This window comes from Proteocatella sp. QWL-06 (assembly GCF_058684135.1).
In genome coordinates, this window is sequence record NZ_CM178755.1 from 628,237 (window position 1) to 644,386 (window position 16,150).

At 40.8% G+C, this 16,150-nt stretch carries 14 protein-coding genes; all 14 read left to right on the plus strand.

Annotated elements, in window-relative coordinates; translation table 11 throughout:
- The first annotated feature begins 18 nt into the window (after nt 1–18).
- The 14 genes from AC4PGZ_RS03065 (at nt 19) to AC4PGZ_RS03130 (ending at nt 16,145) form a co-directional block, all read left to right on the plus strand.
- Nucleotides 19–1,611, plus strand: coding sequence for a sugar ABC transporter ATP-binding protein (locus AC4PGZ_RS03065; RefSeq protein WP_492159575.1), 1,593 nt, complete (start codon nt 19–21; stop codon nt 1,609–1,611).
- Entirely contained in the window at nt 1,604–2,644 is a 1,041-nt protein-coding gene (locus AC4PGZ_RS03070) for an ABC transporter permease subunit (RefSeq protein ID WP_492159576.1), read from the plus strand. The genes AC4PGZ_RS03065 and AC4PGZ_RS03070 overlap by 8 nt, the downstream gene beginning before the upstream one ends.
- Nucleotides 2,644–3,951: an ABC transporter permease subunit gene (locus AC4PGZ_RS03075; RefSeq protein WP_492159577.1), complete on the plus strand. Its 1,308-nt coding sequence runs from the start codon at nt 2,644–2,646 to the stop codon at nt 3,949–3,951. Before AC4PGZ_RS03070 ends, AC4PGZ_RS03075 begins: the two co-directional genes overlap by 1 nt.
- A 284-nt stretch (nt 3,952–4,235) precedes the next feature.
- On the plus strand, nt 4,236–4,556 hold the full coding sequence (locus tag AC4PGZ_RS03080; protein ID WP_492159578.1) for a hypothetical protein: 321 nt from the start codon (nt 4,236–4,238) through the stop codon (nt 4,554–4,556).
- Nucleotide 4,557: 1 nt separating this feature from the next.
- Entirely contained in the window at nt 4,558–5,592 is a 1,035-nt protein-coding gene (locus AC4PGZ_RS03085; RefSeq protein WP_492159579.1) for a V-type ATPase subunit, read from the plus strand.
- Nucleotides 5,593–5,594: 2 nt separating this feature from the next.
- The gene (locus AC4PGZ_RS03090) at nt 5,595–7,583 is read left to right on the plus strand and encodes a V-type ATP synthase subunit I (RefSeq protein WP_492159580.1); all 1,989 of its coding nucleotides are present in this window, start codon (nt 5,595–5,597) and stop codon (nt 7,581–7,583) included.
- Nucleotide 7,584: 1 nt separating this feature from the next.
- Nucleotides 7,585–8,010, plus strand: coding sequence for an ATP synthase subunit C (locus AC4PGZ_RS03095; protein ID WP_492159581.1), 426 nt, complete (start codon nt 7,585–7,587; stop codon nt 8,008–8,010).
- Nucleotides 8,011–8,022: 12 nt separating this feature from the next.
- On the plus strand, nt 8,023–8,331 hold the full coding sequence (locus AC4PGZ_RS03100; RefSeq protein WP_492159582.1) for a V-type ATP synthase subunit F: 309 nt from the start codon (nt 8,023–8,025) through the stop codon (nt 8,329–8,331).
- Nucleotides 8,332–8,356: 25 nt separating this feature from the next.
- Nucleotides 8,357–8,992 carry a hypothetical protein gene (locus AC4PGZ_RS03105; protein ID WP_492159583.1) on the plus strand — a complete coding sequence of 212 codons (636 nt, stop codon included), beginning with the start codon at nt 8,357–8,359 and terminating at the stop codon, nt 8,990–8,992.
- Nucleotides 8,992–10,776 carry a V-type ATP synthase subunit A gene (locus AC4PGZ_RS03110; RefSeq protein ID WP_492159584.1) on the plus strand — a complete coding sequence of 595 codons (1,785 nt, stop codon included), beginning with the start codon at nt 8,992–8,994 and terminating at the stop codon, nt 10,774–10,776. The genes AC4PGZ_RS03105 and AC4PGZ_RS03110 overlap by 1 nt, the downstream gene beginning before the upstream one ends.
- Complete coding sequence (locus AC4PGZ_RS03115; RefSeq protein ID WP_492159585.1) at nt 10,776–12,155, plus strand: V-type ATP synthase subunit B; 1,380 nt, start codon at nt 10,776–10,778, stop codon at nt 12,153–12,155. Before AC4PGZ_RS03110 ends, AC4PGZ_RS03115 begins: the two co-directional genes overlap by 1 nt.
- 10 nt (nt 12,156–12,165) lie before the next feature.
- Nucleotides 12,166–12,789 carry a V-type ATP synthase subunit D gene (locus AC4PGZ_RS03120; RefSeq protein WP_492159586.1) on the plus strand — a complete coding sequence of 208 codons (624 nt, stop codon included), beginning with the start codon at nt 12,166–12,168 and terminating at the stop codon, nt 12,787–12,789.
- A gap of 250 nt (nt 12,790–13,039) precedes the next feature.
- A complete protein-coding gene (locus tag AC4PGZ_RS03125) occupies nt 13,040–14,842 on the plus strand; it encodes a type I restriction-modification system subunit M (protein WP_492159587.1) in 1,803 nt (600 codons plus the stop codon).
- Entirely contained in the window at nt 14,835–16,145 is a 1,311-nt protein-coding gene (locus AC4PGZ_RS03130) for a restriction endonuclease subunit S (RefSeq protein ID WP_492159588.1), read from the plus strand. Before AC4PGZ_RS03125 ends, AC4PGZ_RS03130 begins: the two co-directional genes overlap by 8 nt.
- The last annotated feature ends 5 nt before the right edge of the window (nt 16,146–16,150 follow it).

Consider the following 16,150-nt stretch of genomic DNA (forward strand, 5'->3'; position numbering starts at 1 on the left):
CGAAAGGAGGTAATTTTTATGAACGAATTTGTTTTATCTATGAAAGGGATAGAGAAAACCTACTTTGGCAATAAAGTACTTAAAGGTGTAGACCTTGAAGTAAAGAAAGGCGAAATACATGCCCTTCTGGGGGAAAATGGAGCCGGAAAATCTACACTTATGAATATTTTATTCGGTATGCCGGTAATTCATTCCACGGGAGGCTTTGAGGGTAAAGTAACCTTCGATGGAGAAGAAGTTCATATAAAATCACCAAAACAGGCAATGGAGATGGGTATAGGCATGGTGCATCAGGAGTTCATGCTGATTCCGGGATTCACTGTTGCTGAAAACATAAAGCTCAACAGGGAGATACTTAAGAGCAACCCGGTGAGCAAGGTTTTTGGAGAGTCTCTCAAGTCGCTTGACATAAAAAAGATGGAAGCGGATGCAAGGACTGCGCTTGACACTCTAGGAATGGATTTCAGCGAAAAAGAGTATGTATCAGGACTTCCAGTTGGATACATGCAGTTCATAGAGATTGCCAGAGAGATTGACAAATCAAATGTAAAGCTGCTTGTATTTGACGAACCTACAGCGGTGCTTACAGAATCAGAGGCAGAGCAGCTAATAAAAGCAATGAAGAAAATTTCTGATTCAGGTATTGCAATACTTTTTATAACTCACAGGCTCGACGAAGTAATGTCAGCTGCGGACAATATAACAATACTCAGGGATGGAACGCTCGTATGCAAGCTTCATACTTCAGAAACCAACATCGAAGACATCGCTCAGAGAATGGTAGGTCGTGAGGTTGAGATGCACACAAAGGAAAAGAGTGCGGAAAACCACGAAGTTATAATGTCTATAAGAAATATGAGAGTACATATGCCGGCTGAAGAAGCAAAGGGTATAGATCTTGATATAATGAAGGGTGAAATACTTGGTATCGGTGGACTGGCAGGGCACGGAAAGCTTGGTATCGCAAATGGAGTAATAGGACTCTATCCTGCGGCAGGAGACATAACCTTCAAGGGCAAAGAGCTCAAGCTTGGTGACACAAAAAGCATACTTAAGGACGGAATAGCATTCGTTTCAGAGGACAGAAAAGGGGTCGGCCTTCTTCTTGATGTATCGATCGAAGAGAACATATCCGCAACTGCCATGCAGATAAAGGAAAAATTCCTTAAAAAAATAGGAATAAGACTTGCTGATAACAAAGCTATAAGAGAAAATGCCGAAAAATATATACAGTCGCTCGACATAAGATGCACCGGACCGAAGCAGTTTACCAGAAGACTTTCCGGTGGTAACCAGCAGAAGGTGTGTATAGCGAGGGCGCTTACACTTGAGCCGGATCTTCTGTTCGTGTCTGAACCGACAAGAGGTATTGATATCGGAGCAAAGAAAATAGTGCTTGATACCCTCGTTGAACTGAGCAAGGAGCAGGGAATGACTGTAGTAATGACATCTTCTGAGCTTAACGAGCTGAGAATGGTATGCGACAGAATAGCTATAATAACTGAAGGAAAGGTTGAAGGAATACTTCTTCCGACAGACAGTGACGTAGATTTTGGACTCATGATGAGTGGAGATTACAAGAAAGTTAAAGGAGGAAATCTAAATGGATAATATAAAGAAGAGAATAAATTCATTAGGAACTCCGAGACTGATAATCATCTCCTTCTTCCTTATACTCTGTGTGGCAGCCGTTCAGCTTGGACTTCCGCTTAACAATCTGCTGTCAGATGCGCTCGTAAGGATGGGGATGAATGGAGTGCTTGTTCTGGCAATGGTTCCAGGAATACTCTGCGGTATAGGACTGAATTTTGGTATACCTATAGGCATAGTGTGCGGACTCCTTGGAGGACTTATAAGTATAGAGCTCAACCTTACAGGATTCACTGCCCTCTTTGTGGCTATGATAGTATCCATACCTTTTTCACTTGTTGCAGGATGGCTCTATGGGCTACTTCTTAACAGGGTAAAGGGATCTGAAATGACTGTATCTACATATGCAGGATTCTCTATCATTTCACTTATGTGTATCGTATGGCTTGTAGCTCCTTTCAAAAGCCTTGAGCTTAAATGGCCTATAGGTGACGGACTAAGAACTACGATAACTCTTGGAAGCAGATATTCCAAGATACTTGATAATTACGGTGCATTCAATGTGTTTGGAATTACCATACCAACCGGACTTTTAATATTCTTTGCATTCTGCTGTGTGCTTATGGCGATTTTCCTCAGAACAAAGACAGGAATAGCTATGGCTACTGCAGGGGACAACCCAAGATTTGCAAAATCATCAGGAATAAACGTTGACAATGCAAGACTTCTTGGAACCATGATATCTACAATGTGTGGAGCTGTGGGAATAATAGTATATGCACAGAGCTTTGGTTTCTATCAGCTGTATCAGGCTCCGATGATGATGGGATTCGCTGCGGTTGCCTCTATACTGATTGGTGGAGCAAGCTCAAAAAGAGCCACTATATTCCACGTACTGCTTGGAACATTCCTTTTCCAGGGACTTCTTACTCTCTCTCTTCCGGTAGCAAACAAGATAGTTACCGAAGGAAACCTCTCTGAGGTAATGAGAATAATCGTTCAGAATGGAATCATTCTCTACGCTTTAACTAAGATGGGAGGAGGAGCAGACTAATGGAAAATCTAGATAATAAACTAACTCCGGCACAACAAACACCTAAAAATAAGATTGACTGGAATAAAAAGATAAAGGAAACGCTTACAGAAAACATAGTTGTTATTATATTCGTGGCTCTGTGCCTTGCCTGTATACAGGTTGCTCAGATGCCTATGAGCTTTATTGTAAATGAGCTTGTGAGCAGGCTTTCAAGAAACCTGTTCCTTGTGCTTTCACTAATAATACCGGTACTTGCCGGAATGGGACTTAACTTCGGTATAGTAATAGGTGCCATGGCGGGTCAGATAGCGCTTATATGTGTCACTCACTGGGGAGTTACAGGACTTGCGGGATTCTCTCTGGCAGTGGCGCTTACGATACCTATCTCCATAGTTTTCGGTTATCTTACGGGAGTAATCCTTAACAAGACCAGAGGCCAGGAGATGATAGCGGGTATGATCCTTGGATACTTCACAAACGGTCTTTATCAGCTTCTGTTCCTGTTCCTTGTAGGAACAATCATTCCTATGAACAACCCTGTGCTCGTGCTCAGCAGTGGGATAGGAATAAAGAACACGATAGACCTTAACGCGATAAAATATGCTCTGGACAGAGCCTTTGATCCGTTTTTCAAGATTACATTCGTACATGCCAGCATGGTGATATGTGTAGTGCTTATTGCACTGTTCGCATATGGAGCATATAAGAACAAAAAAGAAGACAGATACGAAAAATATATAAACGCTGCTATAAAGGCAGGAATATTCGTTGTGATATTTGCGCTTCTGATAGTGCTTTCACAGCAGAAATCAATAATAAACATGATAAAATTCCCTACTGCTTCATTTGCCAGCGTAGCGCTTATCTGCATATTCACTAAATTCCTTATGACCACAAAGCTTGGTCAGGATTTCAGGACTGTAGGCCAGGATATGCATGTTGCTGCGGTATCGGGAATAAATGTAAATAAGACGAGAATAAAAGCCATCATGATCTCAACGGTTCTTGCCGGAGTGGGACAGCTTATATTCCTTCAGAACATAGGTACGCTTAATACTTACGGAGGCCATGAGCAGGTTGGTATGTATGCCATAGCAGCTCTTCTTGTAGGAGGAGCTTCAGTAAGCAAGGCAACCATCGGTCAGGCCATAATAGGAACAGCGCTTTTCCATACTCTGTTCATAGTATCGCCTCAGGCAGGACAGAATCTTTTTGGAAATGCACAGATTGGTGAATACTTCAGGGTTTTCGTTGCATATGGTGTAATAGGAATATCACTTGCACTCTATGCATGGAAACAGGTAAAAGCAAGAAAAGATCTGTAATACACGATTATCAGCAAAGAGTCAGGATTAAATTCCCTGGCTCTTTTTTTGTGATAAAAAATAGATTATTGTCAAAAAAGATAAACGATGCAAAACAGAGTTAAACAGAGCAATAACGAGCAATACAAAGATATTTCGGGCTTAAAGTCTATAATTTGTGTTTTTACAGCATAAAATGTGTTTTTAAACGTATTTTTAAATTGGTTTTTAAAGAAATAAGGGTATATAATGGATAAATGTGATATTCAAATATTACTCAATTTTTAAGGACAGGAGGGGAGACTTTGAAAGACATAATAAGAAGTATAATTAAGATCGACAAAGACGCAATACAGAAGGAAGAAGATTTTAAAAACATGCTTGAAGATCTTGAAAAACAAAAGAAGCTGAGACTCAGAGAAATAAGGGAGAAAATAGAGGTCGAAGTGAGATCTGATCTTGAAGAGTACCAGAAGAAGATATCAATGGAAACCGATGCTGAGATATCAGAGATAAGAGAATCATCAAAGCAGAAAGCCAGAGAACTTCAGGAAAGATACAGGCTGTTTGAAGATAAGGTTATTCAGGATTCATTTGATATGATAATAAGAAACCTGGAGGAATAAAATGGGAAGTGCAGCAAAATTCAGTGCTTTGAACACCAAACTGCAGGCTATGGATGCAAAGCTGCTCAGTCAGAATGAATATGATATCCTGCTTGGACTTGGCACCGAAAGAGAAATTGGAAACTATATAAAGCACAACACCAGATATGCCAGAGTTCTCAGCGAATACAGCATAGAAAGAATAATGAGATGGGAGTTCGAGCTGGTACTCAAAAGAGAACTGATAAACGATATCGAAAAGCTCATCAGCTATCTGGATACGCCGTACAGAAAGTTTGCCGAGGCTATGTTTCTGAGGGCTGAGGTGGAAGACATCAAGCTCATACTGAGGGCTGTAAGCAGGAAGGAAGATCTCCATGAGCTTCCACAGCATTTTGAGCACAGCAGAAAATATGAGACAGTGTCATTTGACAGGCTCCTGAGCAACAATACATTATTTGATGTAGTCGAAGAGTTCAGAGGAACCATATTTGAGGATGCATTCAGAAGCATAACCGAGGATGACCTCAAGCTCAGAGAATTTCATGCCGAGATGAACCTTGATGCGGTTTATTTCAGAGAACTCAGAAAAAGAGCAGAAAAGCTGTCAGGTGAGGACAGAGAGATAGTAGAATATTTAATAGGACTGAACATAGATCTCATAAACATTCAGTGGATATACAGGGCAAAACGCTATTATAACCTTATGGACGAAGAAATCTTCAACTACACGCTACTGGGCGGAGAAAAGCTCAACTTAAAAAAAATGAAGAACATTATTTATTCAGAAAACTGTATAGAGCTGATAATAGAAATGCTGGAAAGCTATGGGATAAAACTCGATCCTGATGATGATAAGTATCTCCAGGTCATGATAAACAGATATCTTGTAAGGATGATGACAAAGCTGGACAAGTCAAATCCAATGACAATAGCCAAATTTGTAAGATATATACATGATTCGGAATTTGAGGCGCTGGATATAACAACCATACTTGAAGGCGTGAGATACAAAAACAGAGAAATAAGAAAATTACTTGTAAAAGGTGGTGAGTAGGCTTGGCAATAGAAAAAATGAAGATGCTTAATATAGTATCTCCAGTTGAAAATCTGCATTCGATTCTTGAGGACCTGGTTATTGATGGAAGCGTCCATATACAGAATTATACAAAGTCCAACAGTTCCGATACGCTTACCATGTACAAGGTCAGCGATGCAATGGAAGATTCCATCGATATTGGCAGCATGCAGAAACTGAGATTTGAAAAAACAGATTTCAAGGATCTCTTTGAAAAGCTGACATTCATTGCAGACAGCATCGACATGGAGCTCAGGACAGATAGAAACATCGACATGGAATATGATTTTGAGAAAATAACATCCAGGCTGAATTCCATGTATGGCGTAATAGCTCCTATAAAAATGAAGATGGAAAACATGAAGAAGAGCATTCAGGAAAAAGAGTATTTTCTTGAGAATATAAGTTTTCTTGACAGCGCAGACATAGATATTTCAGAGATTAGGGAAATGAAGCACATAAACTATCATATAGGTACTCTCACAAGAGAAAACCGGATAAAGCTTCGTGACAACTACGAGAATATATCGGCGATAGTCCTTCATATAGGCAGCTCGGAAGATGGCGAGTCCTACCTGATTTTTTCTCCTGCAAAATATGAAGAAGAGACAGCAAAGATACTGAGGTCTCTTAATTTCAAGGAGATAGACATACCTGATGACATAAATGGAAATGTATCAGAGGTATCAAAAACAGTAAGAGAACAGATACAGAAGCTTGAAAAAGTCCATGATGAGTATGGCGAGGTAATAAAGACTATCAATCAGAGCTACAAGGAAGAAATAACAAGAATATATTCTGAAATACAGCTGGAAGAGAAGATAGAGCAGATGAAGGAAAACGCAGCTGTGACAAACAACTTCTTCTATTTTACAGGCTGGGTTCCCGAGGGAAGCATACAAAAGATAAGAGATTTCCTGGAATCAAAGTACAAGGATATCATAACCGTAAGCGAAAATCCTGAGGAGATAGGAAGCGAAGTAATACCTCCTACAAAACTCAAGAACAACTGGGTTATAAGCCCGTTTGAGCTGCTTGTAAATATGTATGGTGTCCCTAACTACAATGAAGTCGACCCTACGCTGTTTCTGGGCGTGACATACCTGATACTTTTCGGGGCAATGTTTGGAGACGTCGGACAGGGACTGGTACTTGTGCTTGCAGGATTTCTGCTTAGGCGTAAATCCAAAAAAGGCACAGACGGAAGAGATTACGGAGAGATCCTATTCAGGATAGGCATGAGCTCGACCTTTTTCGGTTTCATGTACGGAAGCATATTCGGAGACGAAGAAGTTCTTCCTGCACTTATTGTAAGGCCTCTTGAAAACATAAACTTCGTACTGTACAGCGCTATAGCCTTTGGAGTGATACTTCTCCTCATAAGCTTTGGAATCTCAATATATAATCTCAAGCGTGAAGGTGACATAAAAGAATGCCTGTTTGGCAGGAACGGTCTTACAGGGCTGGTATTTTATGTGTCGCTGCTTTCGTTCGGGCTCCAGATGCTTCTGGGTGCGGTTCTTATTCCAAATGCCGTACTTGCGGTCATAATGATAGCTTCGCTCGCAGCGCTGCTTTTCAAGACGCCGCTATATTCAATTATATTCAAAGAGGAAGCTCATTACGAAGAGGGAAAAGGGACTTATTATATAGAGGGTGGATTTGACCTCATAGAGACGATTCTGAGCCTTCTTTCAAACTCGATATCATTTATCAGGATAGGAGCCTTTGCGCTTAACCATGTCGGACTTTTCCTTGCTTTCTCAACGATGGCAAAGATTGCAAACAGCCCTTTCATGGGAATGGCGATACTGGTTCTTGGAAATATAATAATAATTGGGCTAGAAGGTCTGATAGTTCTGATTCAAGGTCTGAGGCTCGAGTATTACGAGCTGTTCAGCAAATACTTCAAAGGCGACGGAAAATCATATATTCCAGTAAAATTCATAGAAGAAGCGGAGGAAATTTAAGATGAAAACAATATTAGCGATAATGGCATTTACAGTAGTGGCAACAATAGGTATAGGTGCAAGATTATATATAAAGGGAGCAGACTGCTCAAGAATCAAAAAGACGCTTATAGCAAATATAAGCCTGTTCGCTCCACTTGCAGCGGGCGCAATCCTTCTTATGATACCGGAAATAGCGAGCGCATCTACAGCGGTTACAGCTTCGGGATCTGATTCAGCAGGGCTGGGATATATAGCAGCAGCTCTTTCTACAGGAATGGCTACAATCGGAGCAGGATACGCAGTTGGATCAGTTGGTTCCGCAGCGCTTGGAGCAGTATCAGAAGACCAGAAGATACTTGGAAAGACGCTTATATTCGTTGGTCTTGCAGAAGGTATAGCAATTTATGGACTTATAGTATCAATACTGATCCTTGGAAGACTTTAAGGACGTGATCCAATGAAATCATTTCTCATAAGTGACAACAAGGACACGATGGTTGCCATGCGCCTTGCGGGTATAACCGGTGTGATCCTTCACGAAAAAGAAGAAATAATAAAACAGATAATAGAAATCCTGAATGACCGGGATACCGGGATACTGATCCTTACAGAAGCGGTTTTTGAGCTTGTGGAGGAAGAGGTCATGAACATAAAGCTCAAAAGGACATATCCCCTTATAGTAGAGATACCTGACAGATTCGGACAGAGAAGAGAAGATAATTATATCACCAGATATATAAACGAGTCAGTAGGAGTCAAACTGTAAGTCATAATAAGGAAGAGGTGAACAGATGATTACTCTTGAAGAAAAACTGAGTCAGTTTGAAGAGCTGATAAACAGTAAGGTTGAAAAGGAAAACACCCACAGGCTTGAAGAAAAACAGCAGGAAATAAGCTCTTTCCTGAGCAGTCAGAAAGCAGTTCTCGAAGACAGCGCGATGCGTACAGCCAAGCTTTCCAGAGACAGGATAGACAGGCAGAAGCAGGAAAAAGTATCAACCGCAGTTCAGGCTGAAAAAAGAGAGCTCCTAAAGCTTTCAGAGGGATTTATAAAGACTCTGACTCTGAAGATTGAAGATAAATGCAGGGAATTTGCTCTTGGAAGCGACTATCCGGGCTTTATAACGCAGATACTGATACGTACTCTCGAAAGGGAGGGAATATCAAAGGATACAAAGCTCATGATGATCCTGGCTCCTGAAAACTACAACGAGGCAAGCCGTATGATATCAGCAGAGCTTGAAAAAAGAGGATTTACGAAATATGAGATAACAGAGGGCGACATAAGCCTTCTTGGAGGCTTCATACTTGAAATACCCGAGCTGAGTCTCAGGATAACAAGGACGCTTGAAAACTCGATAAACATGAAACGCGATGATATAGGACAGTTCATACAGAACTATGTAAGAGATGGAGGAGTTAACTAATGAACAAAGAATTAGCAGTAACTCTCTCTGTGAACGGTCCTGTTGTAAAGGCGCAAAACATGCAGGACTTTCAGGTAAGAGAGATGGTGATGGTGGGAGAGAAAAAGCTTCTTGGAGAAGTAATATCTCTTGATGAATCGATAGGCACAATACAGGTATATGAAGAAACCGAAGGACTGAGAGTAGGCGAGAGGATACATCCGACAGACAAGCCGCTCTCACTCACGCTTGGGCCGGGAATGATAGGAAACATATTCGACGGTATCCAGAGACCTCTTGAAGAAGTGGAAAGGATATCAGGCGAGTTCATAGCCGAAGGTATAGGCCTTATAAGCATAGACATGGAAAAAATATGGGATGTGGAGATTCTTATAAAAGATGGGGACTACCTGACTCCGGGAATGGTATATGCCCATGTTCAGGAATCAGACCTCATACTTCACAAGGTCATGGTGCCTCCGGGAGTAAGCGGAGAGGCAAAAAACGTGCTGCCATCAGGAAAATACAACATAGATACAGTGGTTGCGAGGATACAGACAAGAGGAAGCGAAACAGAGCTCAGGCTCTATCAGAAATGGCCGGTAAGGACAGCAAGGCCGGTTGCCATGAGAAGGCCTATAGAAAAGCTTCTCGTTACAGGTCAGAGAGTGCTCGACATTTTCTTTCCTATAGCAAAGGGCGGAACAGCAGCGCTTCCGGGCGGATTTGGAACAGGAAAGACCATGACTCAGCATCAGCTGGCAAAGTGGTCTGACGCCGACATCATAGTATACATCGGATGCGGAGAGAGAGGAAACGAGATGACAGAGGTTCTCGAGGACTTTCCAAAGCTTATAGACCCGAAAAGCAACAAGCCGCTCATGGACAGGACGATCCTTATAGCGAACACCTCAAACATGCCAGTTGCAGCCAGAGAGGCAAGCATATACACAGGCATAACCATAGCAGAGTATTACAGAGACATGGGATACCATGTAGCGATAATGGCAGACTCCACTTCAAGATGGGCAGAAGCGCTCAGAGAGATATCAGGACGTCTTGAGGAGATGCCTGCAGAAGAAGGATATCCGGCATATCTTCCTTCAAGGCTCGCACAGTTTTATGAGAGAGCAGGATATGTTGAGACCCTGAACCACCAGGAGGGCTCGGTAACCATAATAGGAGCAGTATCTCCGCCGGGAGGAGACTTTTCAGAGCCGGTAACGGAAAATACGAAGAGATTCGTGAATGCATTCCTTGCGCTCGACAAAAAGCTCGCATATGCAAGGCACTATCCTGCTATAGGATATCTGACCAGCTACAGCGGATACACAAAATCGCTTGAAGACTATTATGCTCAGGAAGTAGCCGAGGATCTTCTCACTGTAAGAGAAGAGATGATGGCAATCCTTGGAGAAGAAGAAAAGCTCAACTCAATTGTTCAGCTCGTAGGAGAAGACGTTCTGCCGGATGACCAGAGGATAACAATCGAGATAGCAAAGGTAATCAAGAGAGGATTCCTTCAGCAGAATGCTATGCACAAGGATGATACATTCGTTCCGCTCAAGAAGCAGTATGAGATGTTAAAGGTAATAAAGCACCTCAATGACAGGGCGCTTGACGCACACCGCAAGTCAATACCGCTTTCAGAGATAAGAAATCCAAAACTGTTCGAGGACGTCGTAAAAATGAAGTACACGGTTCCAAATGATGACCTGTCAAAGATAGATGACCTTCATTTTGAGATCAACAGCTACTTCGACATGGTAATTGAGAAATACTCAAACAGAAAGGACGTGATCTAATGGCTCAGAGAGAATATCTAAAGCTTGACAGAGTCAAGGGAGACCTCATAGTGCTTGAGGGCGTTCAGGGAGTGGCTTATGGAGAAATACTCGAAATAAACATTGCTGGCGGAATAAAGCGTGAAGGCAAGGTAGTGACGGTCGATGGAGATCGCGTAATAGCGCAGGTGTTCCAGGGAACTCAGGGAATATCCACAACAAACTCATCCGTAAGATTTGCCGGAAAGCCGCTTGAGATAGCGCTGTCAAAGGACATCCTAGGAAGGGCCTTCAACGGAACAGGAAAGCCTTATGACGGAGCCGGCCCTATATATTCAGAAAAAAAATACAATGTAAACGGAAGACCGGTAAACCCTGTGTCAAGGGAATATCCGAGAAACTATCTTGAGACAGGAATATCAGCCATAGATTCGCTCATGACTCTGATAAGAGGACAGAAGCTTCCTATATTTTCAGGAAACGGCCTGAGCCACAATGAGCTTGCAGCACAGATAGTAAGGCAGGCATCAGTAAAGGGCGAGGACAATGACAACTTTGCCGTGGTATTTGCAGCTATGGGAATAAAGCATGATGACGCCGATTATTTCAGAAAATCCTTTGAAGGCTCAGGCGTAATCCAGAGAGTCGTAATGTATGTAAATCTTGCGGATGATCCCGTTATAGAGAGGATAACCACACCAAGATGCGCCCTTACGGCAGCGGAGTACCTCGCATACGAAGAAGGAATGCATGTACTCGTAATCCTCACAGACATGACAAGCTATGCGGAAGCCCTTCGTGAGATATCCTCAGCAAGAGAAGAGGTTCCGAGCAGAAAGGGATATCCTGGATATCTTTACAGCGACCTTGCCACTATTTATGAAAGAGCAGGGATGATAAGAGGCAAGGCCGGTTCAGTTACCCTCCTTCCTATCCTTACGATGCCAAATGATGACATCACGCATCCTATACCAGACCTTTCCGGATATATAACAGAGGGGCAGATAGTGCTTTCGAGAGACCTTCAGCAGAAGAACATATATCCGCCTATAAACGTGCTTCCATCCCTTTCAAGGCTTATGAAGGACGGAATAGGAGAAGGATTTACGAGAGATGACCATTATGAGGTGGCCTCTCAGCTGTTTTCATCATACTCGAGAGTTCAGGATGTAAGGAGCCTTGCCCAGATAATAGGGGAGGATGACCTTTCAGAGATAGACCGCAAATTCCTGGCATTCGGCATTGCGTTCGAAAAGCAGTTTCTCAGTCAGAAGACAGATGAAAAAAGAACAATAGAGGAGACTCTCGACATAGCATGGGACATACTGGGAATACTTCCGCCGGAAGAGCTTGAGAGACTTTCGCCGCAGATGATGGAAAAATACTACAGAGGAAGATAGGAGGCAGGCTATGCAGAACCAGTTTACTCCTACAAAAGCAAACCTGATAAAAGCAAGGGAGAGCCTTGCCTTCTCAAAAAGCGGATATGCCCTTCTTGACAAAAAGCGTACAGTTCTCATAAGAGAGGCAATGACACTCGTAGAGCGGGCGAATGAGATTCAGAAGAAGGTAAAGGAAGAGTTTGAAGATGCATACAGCACCCTTGAGATTGCAAACATTACCCTTGGCGTAAACAATGTTTCAGACGTTGCCATGTCCATACCAAAGCAGGAAGAGTTTCAGATACTCTACAGGAGCGTCATGGGGGTGGAGATTCCGATGGTGGTTTACGAGAGGGACGAAAACAAGAACCCGAACTACAGCTTTTTCAGGACTAACTCAGCGCTCGACAATGCGGTAAAGACGCTTGAAAACCTCAAATACCTCGTGTATGAGCTTGCAGAGATAGAAAATGCCGTATATATGATCTCCCTTGAGATAAAAAAGACGGTAAAACGTGCAAATGCGCTTGAAAAGATTCAGATACCGAGATATGAGGAGGCCGTGAAGTACATTTCAGAAGTCCTCGAGGAAAAGGAAAGAGAAGACTTTTTCAGGCTAAAGAAAGTAAAGAGCAAGAAGCAGGATAAATAACATCACAACAAAATTGAATGTATGCTCCACCTGGGCAGGCAGTTTACATAATGAAACTGTGCGACTCAGGGAGGAGCATATTTTTATGGAATGTTTTTGAGTAATTAGGTATAATGGTCTTAAAGACCCCTTTTAACAGGAAGAAATACAGACATTTACAATCAGATGTAAGTGCACTGTCCGTTTTATTGTACACATAAGATGATATACTTAATATAATTTAGTTTTTTACAAACAACGGAGGATAACAATGACAGCTTTACATAAGCAGACAGATATTAATATTTCAGAAAAAGCGAACATGATCTGGGGAGTTGCAGACATTATAAGAGGAACATTCAAGCCACATGAGTATGGCAAGGTTATTCTTCCTATGACTCTCTTAAAGAGGCTTAACGACACTCTTGAGCCTACAAAAGAAGCAGTAATGAAAAAATATGAAGAAGTAAAGAACTTTGAAGTCAGAGATGGATTCTTGAAGAAAGCTGCAGGATATGATTTCTATAATACAAGCCCGTTTACGTTCAGTAATTTGCTGAACGAACCAGAACATATAGAAGACAACTTCAAGTCTTTTATCGCAGGATTTTCCGATAATATTCTGGACATTATGAAGAACTTTAAATTTGAAAATACTATTGCAGACCTTGTCGGAAATTCAAAAGAGGATGACAAGTTATTCTATGTAATACAGGAATTCAATAAATCTAATGCATATATGGGTGCAGACCTTATCACTACTACTGATATGGGTTATATTTTCGAGGAACTCGTGAGAAAATTCTCAGAGAGCTATAACGAAGAGGCAGGAGCCCACTTTACGGCAAGAGATATCATATACACCATGACAGATCTTCTTGTTGCAGAAGAAAGAAATATGCTTCAGGAAGAAGGCGTTGTAAAGACCGTATATGACATGACTATGGGTACATCTCAGATGCTTACTGCAATGGAGGAAAGATTAAAAGAGCTTGATTCAGAAGCCGAAGTAACTGTATTCGGGCAGGAATTCAATCCTGAGACGTATGCTATAGCAAAGGCAGATATGATAATAAGAGGTGGAAATTCAAGCAATATGCGTTTTGGAGACACTCTTTCAAATGATCAGTTTTCAGGATATACATTCGATTATATAATTAGCAACCCTCCTTTTGGAATAGACTGGAAGGCACAAAAGAACGCTGTTGAATCAGAAAACAAGCTTGGAGAAAAAGGCAGATTTTCACCAGGACTTCCAAAGATAAGTGACGGGCAGATGCTCTTTACTCTGAATGGAGCGAAAAAACTCAATGACACTGGAAAGATGGCTATAATACACAATGGCTCCCCTCTGTTCTCAGGAGATGCAGAATCAGGACCATCTGAAATAAGAAGGTATTTTATAGAAAATGACTGGATTGAAGCAATAGTGCAGCTTCCATCGGATCTATTTTACAATACAGGAATTACAACATATATCTGGATTTTATCTAAGAATAAATCTTCAAAAAGAGCAGGGCAGATACAGCTCATAGATGCTTCAAATATGTATGAAAAAAGAAGAAAATCTCTTGGATTTAAGCGTGTTGATCTGTCGGAAGAATGCAGAAAAGTTATAGTGGCTGCATATGGAGAATTCCAGAATAAGACATATGAACATGAAGGCAAAATAGTAGAGTCTAAAGTATTCAAAAATGAGGACTTCGGCTATTACAAAATAACAGTTGAGACACCAGTTTACGATGAAGATGGAAAGATACAGAAGAAAAGTGGAAAGAAAGTAGCTGACACCTCAAAGCGTGACACAGAAAGTGTTCCAATGATTTTTGGAAGAGAAAAAGATGAGGTAATCGAAGAATACTTCAAAAAAGAAGTTCTTCCATACAATCCTGATGCATGGATAGATAAAAACAAGACCAAAATAGGCTATGAAATTCCATTTACAAGATATTTCTATAAATATGAAGCACCAGAGAAAGCAGATGTAATAGCTGAAAGAATAGTGGCTATGGAAACCGACCTGATGTCTTCTCTCAGAGCGTTATTCTCTAAGGACGGTGAATCAGTTGAGTAGAAAAATGAAAGATTCAGGAATTGAATGGATTGGTGAAATACCAGAGGATTGGGAAGTAATTAAAGTAAAAAATTTAGCAAAAGGGAAAGACACTTTATTTTTAGATGGAGACTGGATTGAAAGTAACGTAATTGTTAGTGAGGGGGTGAGATATCTAACAACTGGTAACATAGGTGAAGGATATTTCAAGGAACAAGGGAATGGGTACATTTCTGAAGAAACATTATTAAATATGAATTGTTTGGTTGTTTATCCGGGGGATTTAGTGATATCTCGATTAAATAAACCCATAGGGAGAGCATGTTTATTACCAAATACTCATGATAAATATGTTATAGCCGTTGATAATGTAGTATTGAGACCTAACTCGAAAATGTATGATAAGTTGTTTTTGAAATTTGTTATGAATGTAGATGGTTACTCTGAAGAGTCAAACATTATATCTCGTGGGGCTACAATGCCCAGAATAAGTCGTACACTTCTTAGTAATATTAAGATTCCAACTCCTCCATTAATTCAACAACAAAAAATAGCCAACTTCCTCGACCAAAAGGTATCTGAAATAGACCATATCCTTGAAAAAACAAGAGAATCAATAGAGGAATATAAGAAATACAAGCAATCACTTATCACAGAGGCTGTAACAAAGGGTTTGAATCCTGATGTAGAAATGAAAGACAGTGGGATAGAGTGGATTGGAGAGATGCCGAAGCATTGGGAAATAAAACCGTGTAAATATGTTGCTAATTTAAATACAGGGAAAACTCCATCTACAACAATATCAAGATATTTTCATGGAAATATAACTTGGTATAAACCAGGAGATTTCAATACTGATTTTAGGTTGAATGACTCGCAAGATAAACTAACAACTGAAGCTATTAATGATAGAGTGGTAGAACTCAACCCAGAAAATACAGTTTATTTTGTAGGAGTAGGAGCTACTGTGGGGAAAATAGGTTATTCAAAAAATAAAGCATTTTGTAATCAACAAGTTACAGCTTTGGTGGCAAAACAAATAAATAGTGAGTTCTTGCTATATCTTATGCAATCTGCTAATGTCTATATTCAAAATAACGCACTCTATACTACATTGCCAATAATCAATAATGGATATTTGGGAAGTATTAAGTTTTCCATTCCTCCATTAATTGAACAAATTGATATTGTAAAATATATAAATTGTAAATTAGATGAGATAAACAGCTTAATATCTCAAAAAGAAGCCTTACTGTCAGAACTTGAAACCTACAAAAAATCATTAATATATGAATGTGTAACAGGGAAAAGAGAAGTAGACTAAAAACA